The following is a 15509-nucleotide window of genomic DNA, read 5'->3' as shown; positions in this document are numbered from 1 at the left end:
CCTCACTCGGGTTACCACCCGCGTGAGGGGTGTCAAGCCGCTTATCAGGCCCCTTGGTCACGCGGGGCGATAACGCGTTCACGGTGTTATCCACACTGTCCACAGGTTTGTCCCCAGATCGGTGGGCAACTGCTGTGGCGCCGATCACCCGGGGTGTCCACTTCGCGGGATCACCCTCGGTTGATCTCACCATCCGCCACGAGGAAGCGATGTCCGGCCAGTTCGGCGGGCACGTCCTCGTCCACGGCGGCGGTCACCAGCACCTGCTCGGCGCCTGCCGCCACCTCCGCCAGCCGGGCCCGGCGACGCCGGTCCAGCTCGGCGAACACATCATCCAGCAGAAGCACCGGTTCCCCGGCCTCGCCACGCAGGAGCTCGTAGCTTCCCAGACGCAACGCGAGGGCGAACGACCAGGACTCCCCATGGCTCGCGTAGCCCTTCGCCGGTGCTTCGCCGAGGATGAGATCGAGCTCGTCCCGGTGCGGGCCGACCATGCTCACCCCGCGTTCGAGCTCCAGGTTCCGCGACCGTTTCAGCGCTTCGACCAGCACTTCTTTGAGGACCGCTTGGTCGGCGCGAGGGCCGTCCGGAGTGCCGTAGCCCTCTGGCATCGCTTCGCCCAGGCTCGACTTGTACGCGATCTTCGCCGGTCTCGAATCGGGCGCGACCCCCATGTACGCGGAGGCCGCGTACGGCGCGAGATCGGCGATCAGGTTGAGCCGGGCCGCCAGCAACGCGGCCCCCGCCACCGACAAGTGGTCGTCCCAGACGTCGAGCGTCGACAACGCGTACGGGTCTTCGCGCCCCGTACGCCGCTTGCCTGCCGTCTTCAGCAAGGCGTTCCGCTGCTTCAGCACCTTCTCGTAATCGGCGCGGACCCCGGCGTACCGGGGAGCGCGCAGCACGAGGAGTTCGTCCATGAAACGACGGCGCTCCCCGGGATCCCCGCGCACGAGTGCCAGATCCTCCGGGGAGAACAGCACCGTGCGCAGGATCCCGAGTACGTCGCGGGGCTTGCCGACCGCACCGCGGTTGACCCGCGCGCGGTTCGCCTTGCCGGGCGTGATCTCCAGCTCGACCGTCAGCTCGCGGTCCTCGTTGACCACCGCGACCCTGATCAGCGCGCGTTCGCACCCGTGCCGCACCAACGGCGCGTCGGTCGCGACGCGGTGCGAGCCCAGGGTCGCGATGTAGCCGATCGCCTCGAGGAGGTTCGTCTTGCCGCGGCCGTTCTGTCCGACGAGGACGGTCGGGCCGGGTTCGAGCGCGAGATCGGCTTGTGGCCAGGACCGGAAGTCGGTGACCTGCAGATGTCTTAAGTACAACCCGCTTGCCTAGTCGCCGGCCTTCTTGACCGAGTGCCCGCCGAACTGGTTGCGCAGCGCGGCGACGGCCCGCATCGCGGCGGAGTCCTCCTGGCGCGAGGCGAACCGGGCGAACAGCGCGGCCGAGATGACCGGCGCCGGGACCGCGTTGTTGATCGCTTCTTCCAGCGTCCACCGGCCTTCGCCGGAATCCTCGACGTAGCCCTCGAGGTCGTCCAGCTCCGGGTCCTCGTCGAGCGCGCGGACCAGCAGGTCGAGCAGCCACGAGCGGACGACGGTCCCCCGCTGCCAGCCCTTGATCACCGCGGGCACGTTCTCGACGACCTTCGCGGCTTCGAGCAGCTCGAAGCCTTCGGCGAAGGCCTGCATCATGCCGTACTCGATGCCGTTGTGGATCATCTTCGCGTAGTGACCCGAGCCGACGGCGCCGGCGTGCGAGAAGCCCTCGTCACGCGGACCTTCGGGACGAAGCGCGTCGAAGATCGGCATGGCCTTCTCGACGTCCGAAGCCGCGCCGCCGACCATCAGGCCGTAGCCGTTGTCCTTGCCCCACACGCCACCGGAAACCCCGCAGTCGAGGTAACCGATCTTCTTCGCGGCGAGCAGGTCCGCGTTGATCCGGTCGTCGGTGTACTTCGAGTTGCCGCCGTCGATCACGAGGTCGCCCTCGGACAGCAGGTTGCCGAGCTCCGCGACGGTCTGCCGCGTCGGTTCGCCGGCGGGCACCATGATCCAGACGATCCTGGGACCGTCCAGTTTGGACACCATGTCCTCGAGTGAGGTGGAGTCGGTGACGTCGGGGTTGCGGTCGTAGCCGACCACCTCGTGACCGGCCGCGCGCAGCCGCTCACGCATGTTGAACCCCATTTTGCCGAGGCCGATGAGTCCCAGCTGAGCCATGAAGATCCCCTTTGGTGCGAACAGAAGTGGAGGCCGGTCAGCCCGGGAGGCGAACCGGCATCAGGAGGTACAGGTAGCCGGGGACGACGTTGCCCTCCTCGTCGGCGGGCTTGATCAGCGCCGGCCGGTTCGGGGTGGTGAACGTCAGTTCCGCCCGGTTCGCGTTCAGCGCGCCGAGCCCGTCGACGAGGTAACCCGGGTTGAACGCGATGGTCACCGGCTCACCCTCGTAGTCGACCTGAAGCTCTTCTTCGGCCGAACCCTCGTCGTCGCCACCGGCGGAGAGCCGCAGCGAGCCGTCGTTGAACTCCAGCCGCACCTGGGTGCCACGCTCGGCGACGAGCGAAACACGCTTGATGGACTCGGCGAGCGCGGAGACCTCGATGACCGCGCGCGACGTGTGCTGCGCGGGCAGCAGCTGCCGGTACGGCGGGAACTCCGCGTCGAGGAGGCGGGTCGTGGTGTAGCGACCGGAACCGGAGAGACCGAGCAGGCCTTCGCCGCTGGCGAGCGCGAGCCGGATCTTGGCGCCGCTGGCGCCGAGCGTCTTCGCGGCCTCGGCGAGCGTGCGCGCCGGGACGAGCACGGCGGCGTCGGACAGACCCTCGGCCGGCTCCCAGGTGAACTCGCGCATCGCGAGCCGGAAGCGGTCGGTGGCGACCAGGGTCAGCGAGGAGCCGGAGATCTCCAGGCGCATCCCGGTCAGCATCGGGAGGGTGTCGTCCTTGCCCGCGGCGACGACGACCTGGGTGACGGCCTGGCCGAACGCGTCACCGGTGAGTTCGCCGGCGAAGGCGGGCTGGGACGGGAGCTGCGGGTAGTCCTCGACCGGCATGGTCGGCAGGGAGAAGCGCGCGGAGCCGCAGGTGATGGTCGCGCGGGCGCCGTCGACGGAGATCTCGACCGGCTGCGCGGGCAGCGACTTGGTGATGTCGGCCAGCAGACGGCCGGAGACCAGCAGACGGCCGCCGTCGGCGATGGTGGCCGGGACGCCGACCGTGGCGGAGACCTCGTAGTCGAATCCGGAGACGGTGAGGGCGTCACTCGTCCCGTCGGATCCAGCATCGAGCAGGACACCGCCCAGAACCGGGACCGGAGGCCGCGACGGGAGGCTTCTCGCCACCCACGCGACGGCGTCGGCCAGCCCGTCACGCTCGACGCGGATCTTCATGCGCGCTTCCTTTCGACAGCCGAGCCCCTGACGGCTCGAAAGCTCAACGGGTCACCTCGGCCGGAGAGCGCGATGGCCAGGTGCCTCGCAGGTGTGTTCGGTCCGTGCGAGGACGCGAACGCACGTCGACACGCAGACCAGGTGCAGGGACCCACGTTAGGCCGTCCCCGGGGTCCACGTCACCTCGGCCTCCCCTTGCTTTTGTCGACAAGACGACACGGCTCACCGGCTGTCCCCAGATTCGTCCTTCGCCTGTTTTTGTTTTGTTCTCTTCTAGAGAAGAAGAAAAGACAGCAGTAGTAATAGGCGTTGTGGATTGTGTGGACAAGGCTCGTTCGCGCAGGTCCGGCCGCCTCTGAGCCTGTGGACTCAGGGTGTGTACGGACGGTGGACAGCTCGGTGCGTCCGTGGATGGATTCGGGCGGCGCTCGATCTGTCCACAGTCATCCACAGTTGTCCCCACGGTTATCCCCAGTTGTGGGGCGGTTTGTACCCAGGGTTGTGGGCGCCGTTCGTGACCGGAATCGCTCGGGAGAGTGATCCATGCAGCCTGCATCACCCTTGTGCACAAGATGTGGGCAACCTGGGGACAGCGTGTGGATCTGGGTGTGGAAATGCTGTGGATCGCCTGTGAGTGCGATGTGGACGGAAATCCCGTCGCCGCTGGTCCGTCGACCGCCGGAGTTGTGCACAAGCTGCCCACAGCATGTGGATTCCTTTGTACACAAGGAAAAACGCGAAGGCGACTCAAGCGCGCTTCGCCTCTTTCGCGCCCTTCGCCGCTTCTGCTCGTGTACCCGTGCTTCGCAGCGCTACACGCGTTTCTGGCCTATGTGGACACGAAGAAGGGGCTCCCACCTGGACGGTGAGAGCCCCTGAAAGCGTTGTGTACTGGAGGATTACTGCCGAGCGCGCTGCTTGATCCTGGAGGTCAGCTCCTGGACCTGGTCGTAGATGCGCCGTCGTTCGGCCATCTCCTTGCGGATCTTCTTGTCCGCGTGCATGACGGTGGTGTGGTCGCGGCCGCCGAAGGTCTGCCCGATCTTCGGGAGCGACATGTCGGTCAGCTCGCGGCAGAGGTACATCGCGATCTGGCGTGCGGTGGCGAGCGCCTTCGTCTTGCCGGGGCCGCAGAGGTCGTCGAGCGTCACGTCGAAGAACTCGGACGTGACACCCATGATGGTCGGCGCGGTGATCTCCGGCGCGTGCGAATCCGGGATGAGGTCCCGGAGCACGATTTCGGCGAGGGCCACGTCGACCGGCTGCTGGTTCAGCGACGCGAAGGCGGTGACGCGGATGAGCGCGCCTTCGAGTTCCCGGATGTTCGCTTCGACGCGCGAAGCGATGAACTCCAGGACCTCACCGGGAACCGCGAGCCGGTCCTGCGCCGCCTTCTTGCGAAGGATCGCGATACGCGTTTCGAGTTCCGGCGGCTGGATGTCGGTGATGAGACCCCACTCGAACCGCGTACGCAGCCGGTCTTCCAGCGTTTCGAGGCGCTTCGGCGGGCGGTCGGAGGAGACGACGATCTGCTTGTTCGCGTTGTGGAGGGTGTTGAAGGTGTGGAAGAACTCTTCCTGCGTACCTTCTTTCCCTTCCAGGAACTGGATGTCGTCGACGAGCAGGATGTCGATGTCGCGGTAGCGGCGCTGGAACGCGACCTTGCGGTCGTCTCGCAGCGAGTTGATGAAGTCGTTGGTGAACTCTTCGGTCGACACGTACCGCACGCGCATGCCGGGGAACAGCCGCTGGGCGTAGTGCCCGACGGCGTGCAGCAGGTGGGTCTTCCCGAGTCCGGACTCTCCCCAGATGAACAACGGGTTGTACGCGCGCGCCGGTGCTTCGGCGACGGCGACCGCGGCCGCGTGCGCGAAACGGTTCGACGCACCGATGACGAAGGTGTCGAACGTGTACTTCTCGTTGAGCTTCGTCTTCGACGTCTGCGGCTGCGCCGGCGCGGTGTAGGGCTGGCCCGCGATCGGCTGACCGGAGAACGTCGGCCAGATCTCGGTCACGGCGGCGAGGGCCTCGCCCTCTTCGTCGACTTCTTCATCGCTGTCATCGCCATCGTTGAGGCTGTTGTCCACCGGCTGCTGCCTCGGCGGCCTCGGCTTCGGAGGCTCGGGCCGGGGCCTGGTCGGGGACAGCATGCCGTCACCCTCGGGCAGCGGAGGAGTACCCGACACCGGGCCGGACCCGTTTTCCACCCGGCTGGGTGACGTCGGTTCGTAGCGAGGGCCGGGCGAGGGCGGGGGCATCGAAGTGTGGGGTTCGGTGCTGTCGACCTTCACCGCGAGCGAGACCGCGCGGCCGAGCCGGCGCGAAAGGGCTTCGGTGATCGCTCCGCGCAAGGCGCGTTCGATCGCTTCCTTGGCGAAGTCACTGGGGGCGGCGAGGAGCGCGGTGCCGTCGAGGAGGCCGATCGGCCGGGTCACCCGCATCCAGGCGCGCTGCTGCGGGGAGAGGGTGCCATCCGACAGCTCGCGCACGACCTGTTCCCAGATGACGCCAAGATTGTGCTGGTGATCGGACACCTGCCTGACTCCCCTCCCCTCGTCGGTGCGCTGCGGCGAGATCACTCAGCGGCCCGAACGCCGGATCGAGCGTCATCATGGCCCGGTCGGCTCGCGCGCACAGCAAATATCCACATAGTTGTCCACAGCTGTGCACTAATGTACGGCGGCCCGCGGTGACGCCACCTGCGGGATCGTCGTATGCCGACGGGATGCCTCCACATCCCCAAGGACACCCGGGCGCCTGCACCGTTCCACCTCGGCGAAAACCCGGGAGGGGCACGCTAACAAGCCCCGCTCGTTGCCACAAGGCGTCCTCGCGCGCAAGCATTTCACGGTGTACGGCGTGTTGCCATTCGATGCCCTCGCGTCGTCGGTGATCACTCTCCACGTACGGTCGCGGTCCGTGGTCGAGGGGGTGCCTGCCGGGCCCGGGCGGTGGGTGCGTACCCTCGTAAGGTCTCCCGTATACAGCGGGGGCGTTTCGCGTGCCCACGTTGTCGTCGCTCGACGTGACGAGGCCACACGTTGGTAGGAGACACCAGAGACTGCCGTGCGTCAGCACGACACGCCAGGAACGGGTCGAACCGTTCCCGGCGGCCGAGAAACAGGAGAAGTTAGTCGTGAGCAAGGGTAAGCGCACCTTCCAGCCGAACAACCGCCGCCGCGCCCGGGTCCACGGATTCCGGCTGCGCATGCGGACCCGCGCCGGCCGGGCCATCCTGGCGGCTCGCCGTCGCAAGGGCCGCGGCGCGCTGTCCGCCTGATCCGGCCGTCGTCGAGGGACGTCGTGCTGCCGGCCGCCGCGAGGTTGCGGCGCAGTGAGGATTTCCGTGCCGTGATGCGGCGTGGGGCCAAGGCAGGCAGGCGCCGCCTCGTCGTCCATGCGTTGACCACGGACCCGCCCGATGCCGCCGAAGCGGCGCGGGCGGGTTTTGTGGTGAGCAAGGCCGTGGGCAATTCGGTGGTCCGCCACCGGGTCACCCGCCGGTTGAGGCATCTCGTTTCCGCCAGGATCGGAACACTGCCGCCCGGCAGCTCGTTGGTGATACGGGCACTACCTCCGGCCGCGGACGCGTCCAGCGCGGAACTCGGCTCGGATCTCGACGCGTCGTTGCGGCGTCTCGGGCTGTCCCGCCAGACGCGACCCCCCGACCACGGATCAGCGGTGTAACGGCATGCGAGCCACCGAGAACGAGACCACCGAAGACGCCCGCCCGGGCCCGGTGGCATGGGTGCTGCTCCTGCCCATCAAGCTGTACCGCAAGGCGATCTCCCCCTTCCTTCCTCCGGCGTGCAGGTTCTACCCGAGCTGTAGCGCGTACGCCGTCGAGGCACTGACCCGGCACGGCGCCGGCCGCGGCACTTACCTCGCGGTCCGGCGTCTGCTGCGCTGTGGCCCGTGGACCATGCCCGGCCGCGATCCGGTACCCGAGACGTTCTCGTGGCGCCACCGCCGACCTGAAACACCGATCGAGGAGTAGCTCAGTGCTCGACTTCATCTACTACCCCGTGTCCTTCATCTTGTGGTGTTGGCACAAGGTCTTCGGGCTCGTGTTCGGTGAGGCGAACGCGGTCTCCTGGATCCTCGCGATCATCTTCTTGACGTTCACGGTCCGCGGCATCATGTTCAAGCCGTTCGTGAACCAGGTCCGGTCGATGAAGAAGATGCAGGACTTCGCGCCGGAAATGAAGAAGATCCAGAAGAAGTACGCGAACGACCGGCAGCGCCAGGCGATGGAGATGCAGAAGCTCCAGAAGGAGCACGGCGTCAACCCGCTGGGCAGCTGCCTGCCGATGCTGCTTCAGATCCCGGTCTTCATCGGTCTGAACCACGTCCTGCGGATGTTCACCATCAACCCGTACGGACCCTTCGAAGCGAAGACCGAGAACTACTTCTTCGACAAAGCCGGCGTTGACTCCTACGTTCACGCGAAGCTGTTCGGCACCAACCTCGGCGACGCGATCTACACCGGTGTCGACATGGTCAGCGGTGGCAACGCGGCCGCGGGCTTCCACTGGGGTGTCGCCCCGGTCGCGATCCCGCTGATGATCGTCGCCAGCATCGCCACGCACCTCACCGCGCGTCACTCGGTCCAGCGTCAGAACCCCGAGTCGGCCACGCCGCAGACCGCGATGATGAACAAGCTGACGATGTACATCTTCCCGCTCGGTGTCCTCATCTTCGGTGCGCTGTTCCCGGTCGGCCTCCTCTTCTACTGGCTCGCCAACAACGGCTGGACCCTGATGCAGCAGCGTCTCGTCTACACGCGGATCGACAAGGAAGAAGAGGCCCGCAAGGAAGCCGAGAAGGAGAAGCGCGCGAACCTCGGCCCGAAGCCGGGCCAGAAGCCGACCGCGCCCCGCCCCGGCCAGAAGCCGGTCCAGCAGAAGAAGAACAAGCCGTCCTCCGGTGGTCAGGTCAAGAAGGCGGGCTCGCCGCACGGCTTCGCCCAGACCGGCTCCTCCGCGAAGAAGAAGGACGCCAACGACGCAACAGCCGAGTCGTCGACGAACGGCTCGAAGGAGAACGGTGCGGACGTGCCCGGTCTCATCTCGGACTCGACTAAGAAATCGGACCGGAAGCGTCGCTGACGCCGATCCGGGCCGGAGAGGAGACCAGTAATGGCGGAGACGATCGACACGATCGACGCCGAGGAGAACAGCGCGGCCGAGGTTGAGGGCGCCGCTGAAGAGACCGCTCGTAAGGGAGGTGTCGACGACGACGTCCTCGTGAAGGAGGGCGACATCGCCGGTGACTACCTCGAGCGGCTGCTCGACCTTTTGGACTACGACGGCGACATCGACCTCGATGTCGAAGCGGGCCGCGCGATCGTCAGCATCGACGGCGGCGAGGACCTGGAGAAGCTCGTCGGTCCCCGCGGCACCGTGCTGGAGGCGCTGCAGGAACTGACGCGGCTGGCGGTGCAGCAGGAGACCGGTTCGCGGAGCCGGCTGATGCTGGACATCGCGGGCTGGCGCGCGGACCGTCGCGAGGAGCTCCGCGAGCTCGGTCGCTCGACCGCCGAGACGGTCGTCTCCTCTGGCGAGCGCGTGCGGCTTCAGCCGATGAGCCCGTTCGAGCGGAAGGTCGTGCACGACGCGGTCGCCGCCGTGGACGGCGTCAAGAGCGAGAGCGAAGGAGAGGACCCGAAGCGCCGGGTCGTCATCTTCCCCGCCTGACGGTTACTCGAACGAAGCGGCCCGCCGGTCATCCGGCGGGCCGCTTCTTCGTTTCCGGGGTGAATTACACGCGTGGCGTTTCACGTGAAACGCGCGAAGGCGAGTGGAGTTGTCCACAACTTCGGACTGTCTCCCCGCTTTGCGCTCGGCGTCATGGACAATCAGTGGAGCGCGTTTCACGTGAAACGGCGTCGAGGGTTGAGGAGCGAGAGTGGGCTTGGACGGGGTCGCCGCATCGGTACGAAGTGCGGCGTCGGAAGTATTCGGAGACCGCGTCGAGCAAGCCGCCGGCTACGTCGAACTCCTGGAGCGGCACGGCGTCGAGCGCGGGCTCATCGGGCCTCGCGAGGTCGACCGGCTGTGGGAGCGTCACGTCCTCAACTCCGCCGTGATCGGCGAGCGGATCCCCGACGGCGCCCGCGTGGTCGACGTCGGCTCGGGTGCGGGACTTCCGGGTGTACCGCTCGCGATCAGCCGACCGGACCTCGATATCGTTCTGCTCGAACCGATGGCTCGCCGGGTCGACTGGCTGGCCGAGGTTGCCGAGAAGCTGGAACTCCCCATCACCGTTGTCCGCGGGCGCGCGGAAGAGCGGCAGGTACGTGAGGAGCTCGGTGACGCGGATGTCGTCACCGCCCGGGCGGTCGCTCCCTTGGCCCGGCTCGCGAACTGGTGCCTCCCGCTCGTGCGTTCCCAAGGTGCTCTGGTCGCCCTCAAAGGAGCGAGCGCCGGAGAGGAAATCGAACGCGATCGCGCCGCCGTCCGGAAGGCAGGCGGCGGCGAACCGGAAGTCTTCGAGTGCGGTACCAAAGTGCTCGAGGTTCCGAGCACGGTCGTCGTGATCCACCGTCTGCCTCCGAAACCGTCTCGACCGCGCGGCAGGCGCAGCTAGACCGGTTCCACGTGAAACAACGCAGAACGACTCCCACGTCTAATACAGAGGAGGCTCGAGACCGGTGACTCCCCCGCCGTCCGACCCTGCGAGCGCCGGCCAGGAACTCGGCTGGACGCCCATCGCCGAAGAAGCCGTCCGCGCCGCCAGCGTGCTGCACCCCAAGGAGGGTGCGCTCCCCCGGCCGAACCGCCGGCGAGTGCTGACGGTCGCCAACCAGAAGGGCGGCGTCGGCAAGACGACGAGCACGGTGAACCTCGCCGCCGCCCTCGCCGTCCACGGGCTCAAGACGCTCGTGATCGACCTCGACCCCCAGGGCAACGCGAGCACCGCGCTCGACATCGACCACCGCTCCGGCACGCCGTCGATCTACGAAGTGCTGATCGGTGAGGTGTCGCTGGCCGAGGCGGCGGCGCAGAGCGAGCAGTCGCCCAACCTCTACTGCGTGCCCGCGACCATCGACCTCGCCGGTGCCGAGATCGAACTCGTCTCCATGGCGTCCCGCGAGATGCGACTCAAGGAGGCGCTCTCGTCCGAGATCCTCGACGAGATCGGCGTCGACTACGTCTTCATCGACTGCCCGCCGTCGCTCGGTCTGCTGACCGTCAACGCGATGGTCGCCGCGCAGGAGGTGCTGATCCCGATCCAGTGCGAGTACTACGCGCTCGAAGGTCTGGGGCAGCTGCTGAGCAACATCGAGCTCGTCCAGGCGCACCTGAACCGCGAACTCAGCGTCTCCACGATCCTGCTCACCATGTACGACGGCCGGACGAAGCTGGCCGATCAGGTGACGAACGAGGTCCGGAACCACTTCGGGGACACTGTTCTCAAGACGGTGATCCCGCGCAGTGTGAAGGTCTCGGAGGCGCCCGGATACGGGCAGACCGTCCTCGCGTACGACCCGGGTTCGCGGGGCGCGATGAGCTACGTCGACGCGGCGAAGGAGATCGCCCAGCGCGGTGTGGAGATGAAGGAAAGGAGCGGTACGGCATGAGCGAGCGCAGAGGAGGGCTCGGGCGCGGGCTCGCCGCCCTGATCCCCACCGGCCCTCCGCCGGGTTCGGCGGCTCCCGCCGAGAACGGCTCCCCTGTCCCCTCCGCTCCCGCGAGCAAGCCCGCGGGGCCGGACGACAAGGGCTGGTTCGCGGCCAACGGCGCGGCCGGTTCGCACGGCGGAACGGTCGCCGGCGCGGTCTACCGCGAGGTGCCGGTCAGCCAGATCAAGCCGAACCCGAAGCAGCCGCGGCAGGTCTTCGACGAGGACGCGCTCAACGAGCTGGAGCACTCGATCCGCGAGTTCGGGCTCATGCAGCCCATCGTGGTCCGGGAGCTCGGCAACGACGAGTACGAACTCGTCATGGGCGAGCGGCGGCTGCGTGCCTCCCAGCTGGCGGAGCTGGAGGCGATCCCGGCGATCGTCCGGCAGACCGCCGACGAGGCGATGCTGCGCGACGCGCTGCTGGAGAACATCCACCGTGTTCAGCTCAACCCGCTCGAAGAGGCGGCCGCGTATCAGCAGCTGCTCGACGAATTCGCGGTCACGCACGAGGAGCTGGCGAGCCGGATCGGGCGCAGCCGCCCGGTCATCACGAACACGATCCGCTTGCTCAAACTCCCCCTCGCGGTCCAGCGACGGGTCGCGGCCGGGGTGCTTTCGGCGGGCCACGCGCGGGCGCTGCTCTCTCTCGAGGACGCCGACAGTCAGGAAGAGCTGGCCGCGCGGATCGTCGCGGAGGGCATGTCGGTCCGCGCGACCGAGGAAGCTGTCACGCTCAAGAAGAGTGAAAAGCCGGCCAAGCCGAAGCCCACTCCCCGCAAGCCGATCCAGGCGCCCGGTCTCCAGGAACTGGCGAACCGGCTTTCGGACCGGTTCGACACCCGCGTGAAGGTCGACTTGGGTCGCCGCAAGGGGCGGATCACCCTCGAATTCGGCTCGGTTGACGATCTTGAACGCATCGTGGCGCTCATGGATCAAAATCAGGCAAATCAGACACCGGAAACCGATTAGGGATCACCCCGGGTCGTTTTGTCACGGTGACGATAGCTGAGTGCTGATGATCGAGTGACGCTGAGTGCTTGAACTGGGGGCAAGTGTGAAGGGGCTCTTCGGCGGCCGAAATCCGCGCGCGGTCGTCTTCGACTGCGACGGATTGCTCATGGACACCGAGCCGTGTTGGTCCGTCGCCGAGACCGAACTGTTCGCGCGGCGCGGGCTCCCCTTCGGTGCGGACGAGAAGGCGTTGGTGATCGGCAAGTCGCTACCGGCCGCCGCCGACGCGATGGCGGAGGCGTTCGGTGAACCGGACGCCGGCGCCGAGATCGCGGACGAGTTGCTGAGGTTGGTGACCGAGGTCGTCACCGCGAAGGCGGAGGCGATGCCCGGCGCGCGTGAGTTGGTCGAACTGACCGCCGCCGCCGTACCGGTCGCCGTCGCGAGCAACTCGCCCCGAGCCCTGTTGGACGCCGCACTCGTTCGCGGCGGCCTGGCGGCAATGTTTCCCGTGAAACTGGCCGCCGACGAAGTGACCGCGCCGAAGCCGGATCCAGAGATGTACTTGACCGCTTGTGCCCTCTTGAACGTCGAGCCAGCCGACGCGCTGGCGTTCGAGGACTCCATGACCGGACTTCGATCGGCGCGAGCGGCTGGCGTGCCCGTCATCGGGGTGCCTACGTTGAAGCACCAGGACTTCCCCGCCGATGTCGTGATCGGCTCCCTACGCGACGAAGAGCTGTTGTCCTGGGTGCGTGGATGGCCTCAGCGATGACCGAGCTCCCCTTCGTCCGCTTCCAGAGCCCGACCCGCGATGCACGAGGAAACTTCACCGGGGTCTTCGGTCTCGTCAACGGGCTCGCCCGCGCCGGACGCCTCACCGTCGAGCAGGAAGCGTTCCGCCGGACGAACAACGACTGGTACGACGCGAACTTCACCAACCCCGCGCACGCCGACCCGAGCGTCTACGACGCGGAAGTCAATCCCGGGGCCGCGGCGTGGTTCAAGGCGACCGCTCGTGTCTTCATCGACCGAGTCGATGGCTACCTGTCGATCCTGGAGACGCACGACGTTCCCTGTGAAACCGTCTGGTCGGCGAACCCGGGACAGGTCATCTACGAGGACGAGCACCAGATCGTCGTCGTGGCCCGGACATAGAAAAAGGGGACTCGCCCGCCGTGGGCAAGTCCCCTTCGTCGAACCCGATTCAGCTCTTGCGGGAAATCGCCCGTCCGACGAGACCGGCGAAGACCGAGCCGAGGGTGGAACCGGCCGCTTCGATCGCCACCGGCACGATCGACGTCTCAGTGAGACCCGGCGAGGGATTCACCGCGAGGAAGTGGACCGTGCCGTCTTCGGTGATCACCGCGTCGGTGCGGGAGATGTCGCGAAGGCCGAGTTGCCGGTGCACGGCGACGGCCAGCTCACCGACCGCCTTGGCGGCGTCATCAGGAATCCGCGCCGGGGTGAAGAAATCGGTCAGCCCGGCGGTGTAGCGGGCCGTGTAGTCGTACACGCCGCTCTCAGGCACGATCTCGACCGCGGGCAGGGCTTCGGGTCCCTCTTCGCCTTCGATGACCGTGACGGCCACTTCGACGCCCGAAACGAACTTCTCGGCGAGGACGGTGTCGCCGTAAGCGAAGCAGCCGACCATCGCACCGGGCATTTCGGCGGCGTCCTTGACGACCTGGGCGCCCAGCGCCGATCCGCCCTGGTCGGGCTTCAGGATCATGGGCAGCCCCAGCGTGTCGACCATCGAGTCCAGGACGGCTTGCGCGCCGAGCTCGCGGAACGTGCTGTGCGGCAGCACCACCCAGTCCGGCGTGGTGAAGCCCGCGTCGGCGACGAGCGCCTTGGCCGTCGGCTTGTCCCACGCGCGGCGGCAGCCCTGCGAACTGGTGCCGACGTAAGGCACGTCGAGCATCTCCAGGATCGTCTGCACCGCGCCGTTCTCCCCTTCACCACCGTGAAGGGCGACGATGGCCGCGTCGGGCCGCTGGGTGCGAAGACGTTCGAGCAGACCCGCGTCGGTGTCCCACTCTTCGACGACGAGGCCCTCCGCCCGCAACGCGACCGAGAGCCGGCGCCCGGAGCGTAGAGAGACGTCGCGTTCGTGGGAAAGGCCGCCTGCGAGTACGGCAACGGTGCGGTCGACCACCGGGACTCCTTTTGTGCTTGGGGACGTCCGGTCGATCAGACCGTGTCCGGAGAGGGGTTCTGCGGCCCCGAGATCGAGCGTGGGCTCGCGTTACCGAAGGTACGCGCCAGGTCCATTTCGGACTCGAGCACCGCGGCAAGCCGCCGGACGCCTTCGCGGATCCGTTCGGGCGTCGGGTAGCAGTAGGAAAGACGAAGCTGTCTGCTGCCGAAACCGTCGGCGTAGAAACCGGTTCCGGAGGCGTATGCGACCCGGGCCGTGACGGCTCTCGGCAGCATCGCCTTCGTGTCCACGCCTTCGGGGACGGTCATCCAGACGTAGAAACCGCCGTCGGGTTTGGTCCAGCTGCAGCCGGCGGGCATGTGCTGTTCGAGCGCGGACAGGATCGCGTCCCGGCGCTCCCGGTAGTTTTCGCGGAAGGTCTTGATCTGACCCATCCAGTCGTGAGTCGAGAGGTATCGCGACACGATCAACTGGTTAAGCGTAGGCGGACAAAGCGTCGCGGACTCGGCCGCGAGCACGAGCTTCTCCCGGACGGCGTGCGGTGCGAGCACCCAGCCGACCCGCAGGCCCGAGGCGAAGGTCTTCGAGAAAGAGCCCAGGTACACGACGTTGTCGGGGTCGATCGAGCGGAGCGCCGGGTACGTCTGACCGCTGAAGCCGAGCAGACCGTACGGGTTGTCCTCGACGATGAGGATGTCGTTCTCGCGGCAGATCTCCACGATCTCCGCCCGCCGCTCGACGGCCAGCGTGACGCCGCCGGGGTTGTGGAAGTTCGGGATCGTGTAGAGGAATTTGACCCGGCGGCCGGCCTTCCGCGTTTCCGCGAGCGCGGCGCGCAGCCCCTCGGGGACCAGGCCGTGGTCGTCCATCGCGACGTGGACGACGTCCGCCTGGTACGCGGCGAACGAGCCGAGCGCGCCGACGTACGACGGGCCTTCGGCGATGATGACGTCGCCCGGATCGCAGAACAGCCGGGTGACCATGTCGAGCCCCATCTGGGAGCCGACCGTCACGACGACGTCGTCCGGGTGGGCCTTGATGCCTTCGAGGGCCATGATTTCGCAGATCTGCTCGCGCAGGGCGGGGACGCCGTGCGCGGAGCCGTACTGGAGCGCGACCAGGCCGTCTTCGGCGATGAGCTCGCCGACCTGCGCGGACAGCGTGTCCAGCGGGAGCGCGGCGAGGTTCGGCATCCCGCCGGCGAGCGATACCACTTCGGGGCGACTGGCCACCGCGAACAAGGCCCTGATCTCGGAAGCAGTCATTCCGGCCGTACGCGCGGCGTAGCGGTCGAGATGAGGGTCGAGGTTGTGGCGGCCGGGCTCCGGCCGGACAGGGCGATTCTCGGTCATCAGGCGCTTCACCCGTGCTTCGA

16 protein-coding genes are annotated in these 15509 nt (G+C 67.4%); 10 read left to right on the top strand and 6 right to left on the bottom strand.

What is annotated here, in order from left to right; genetic code table 11:
• Positions 1-170 precede the first annotated feature (170 nt).
• The 4 genes from recF to dnaA all read right to left on the bottom strand — a co-directional run bounded on the left by recF (position 171) and on the right by dnaA (position 5930).
• On the bottom strand, positions 171-1325 hold the full coding sequence (gene recF, locus AMK34_RS16790; protein WP_016330462.1) for a DNA replication/repair protein RecF: 1155 nt from the start codon (positions 1323-1325) through the stop codon (positions 171-173).
• A gap of 9 nt (positions 1326-1334) precedes the next feature.
• Positions 1335-2225 (bottom strand): phosphogluconate dehydrogenase (NAD(+)-dependent, decarboxylating), encoded by an 891-nt coding sequence (gene gnd / locus AMK34_RS16785; RefSeq protein ID WP_016330461.1) that lies wholly within the window; start codon positions 2223-2225, stop codon positions 1335-1337.
• 37 nt (positions 2226-2262) lie between these two features.
• A complete protein-coding gene (dnaN, locus tag AMK34_RS16780; protein ID WP_020632653.1) occupies positions 2263-3396 on the bottom strand; it encodes a DNA polymerase III subunit beta in 1134 nt (377 codons plus the stop codon).
• 899 nt (positions 3397-4295) lie between these two features.
• Complete coding sequence (gene dnaA, locus AMK34_RS16775; RefSeq protein WP_038507005.1) at positions 4296-5930, bottom strand: chromosomal replication initiator protein DnaA; 1635 nt, start codon at positions 5928-5930, stop codon at positions 4296-4298.
• Positions 5931-6532: 602 nt separating this feature from the next.
• Here dnaA and rpmH point away from each other — a divergent pair.
• The 10 genes from rpmH (at position 6533) to AMK34_RS16725 (ending at position 13131) form a co-directional block, all read left to right on the top strand.
• The gene (gene rpmH, locus AMK34_RS16770; RefSeq protein ID WP_005154511.1) at positions 6533-6676 is read left to right on the top strand and encodes a 50S ribosomal protein L34; all 144 of its coding nucleotides are present in this window, start codon (positions 6533-6535) and stop codon (positions 6674-6676) included.
• A gap of 23 nt (positions 6677-6699) precedes the next feature.
• On the top strand, positions 6700-7083 hold the full coding sequence (gene rnpA / locus AMK34_RS16765; protein ID WP_037333978.1) for a ribonuclease P protein component: 384 nt from the start codon (positions 6700-6702) through the stop codon (positions 7081-7083).
• 4 nt (positions 7084-7087) lie between these two features.
• Positions 7088-7393 (top strand): membrane protein insertion efficiency factor YidD, encoded by a 306-nt coding sequence (gene yidD / locus AMK34_RS16760; protein WP_016338357.1) that lies wholly within the window; start codon positions 7088-7090, stop codon positions 7391-7393.
• Positions 7394-7397: 4 nt separating this feature from the next.
• Complete coding sequence (yidC, locus tag AMK34_RS16755; RefSeq protein WP_073845943.1) at positions 7398-8504, top strand: membrane protein insertase YidC; 1107 nt, start codon at positions 7398-7400, stop codon at positions 8502-8504.
• A gap of 30 nt (positions 8505-8534) precedes the next feature.
• Positions 8535-9092 carry a Jag family protein gene (locus AMK34_RS16750; protein ID WP_007032243.1) on the top strand — a complete coding sequence of 186 codons (558 nt, stop codon included), beginning with the start codon at positions 8535-8537 and terminating at the stop codon, positions 9090-9092.
• 211 nt (positions 9093-9303) lie between these two features.
• Entirely contained in the window at positions 9304-9984 is a 681-nt protein-coding gene (gene rsmG / locus AMK34_RS16745; protein ID WP_073845942.1) for a 16S rRNA (guanine(527)-N(7))-methyltransferase RsmG, read from the top strand.
• Between the two features lie 64 nt (positions 9985-10048).
• Positions 10049-10978, top strand: coding sequence for a ParA family protein (locus AMK34_RS16740; protein WP_016338354.1), 930 nt, complete (start codon positions 10049-10051; stop codon positions 10976-10978).
• Positions 10975-11991, top strand: coding sequence for a ParB/RepB/Spo0J family partition protein (locus AMK34_RS16735; RefSeq protein WP_073845941.1), 1017 nt, complete (start codon positions 10975-10977; stop codon positions 11989-11991). The genes AMK34_RS16740 and AMK34_RS16735 overlap by 4 nt, the downstream gene beginning before the upstream one ends.
• A gap of 85 nt (positions 11992-12076) precedes the next feature.
• Positions 12077-12748, top strand: a complete 672-nt coding sequence (locus AMK34_RS16730) for an HAD family hydrolase (protein ID WP_073845940.1) — start codon at positions 12077-12079, stop codon at positions 12746-12748.
• The gene (locus AMK34_RS16725) at positions 12745-13131 is read left to right on the top strand and encodes a hypothetical protein (protein ID WP_073845939.1); all 387 of its coding nucleotides are present in this window, start codon (positions 12745-12747) and stop codon (positions 13129-13131) included. The genes AMK34_RS16730 and AMK34_RS16725 overlap by 4 nt, the downstream gene beginning before the upstream one ends.
• A 49-nt stretch (positions 13132-13180) precedes the next feature.
• Here AMK34_RS16725 and AMK34_RS16720 read toward each other — a convergent pair whose 3' ends face one another.
• Positions 13181-14131, bottom strand: coding sequence for a D-alanine--D-alanine ligase family protein (locus tag AMK34_RS16720; protein ID WP_038522056.1), 951 nt, complete (start codon positions 14129-14131; stop codon positions 13181-13183).
• Between the two features lie 35 nt (positions 14132-14166).
• Complete coding sequence (locus AMK34_RS16715; protein WP_043849273.1) at positions 14167-15486, bottom strand: aminotransferase-like domain-containing protein; 1320 nt, start codon at positions 15484-15486, stop codon at positions 14167-14169.
• Positions 15487-15509: the final 23 nt, after the last annotated feature.

Origin of the sequence: Amycolatopsis sp. CB00013 (assembly GCF_001905755.1) — a bacterium.
GTDB classification, from domain to species: Bacteria; Actinomycetota; Actinomycetes; order Mycobacteriales; family Pseudonocardiaceae; genus Amycolatopsis; species Amycolatopsis japonica.
Note: the sequence above shows the minus strand (reverse complement) of the source record. Positions and strands in the feature narration are given on the sequence as shown.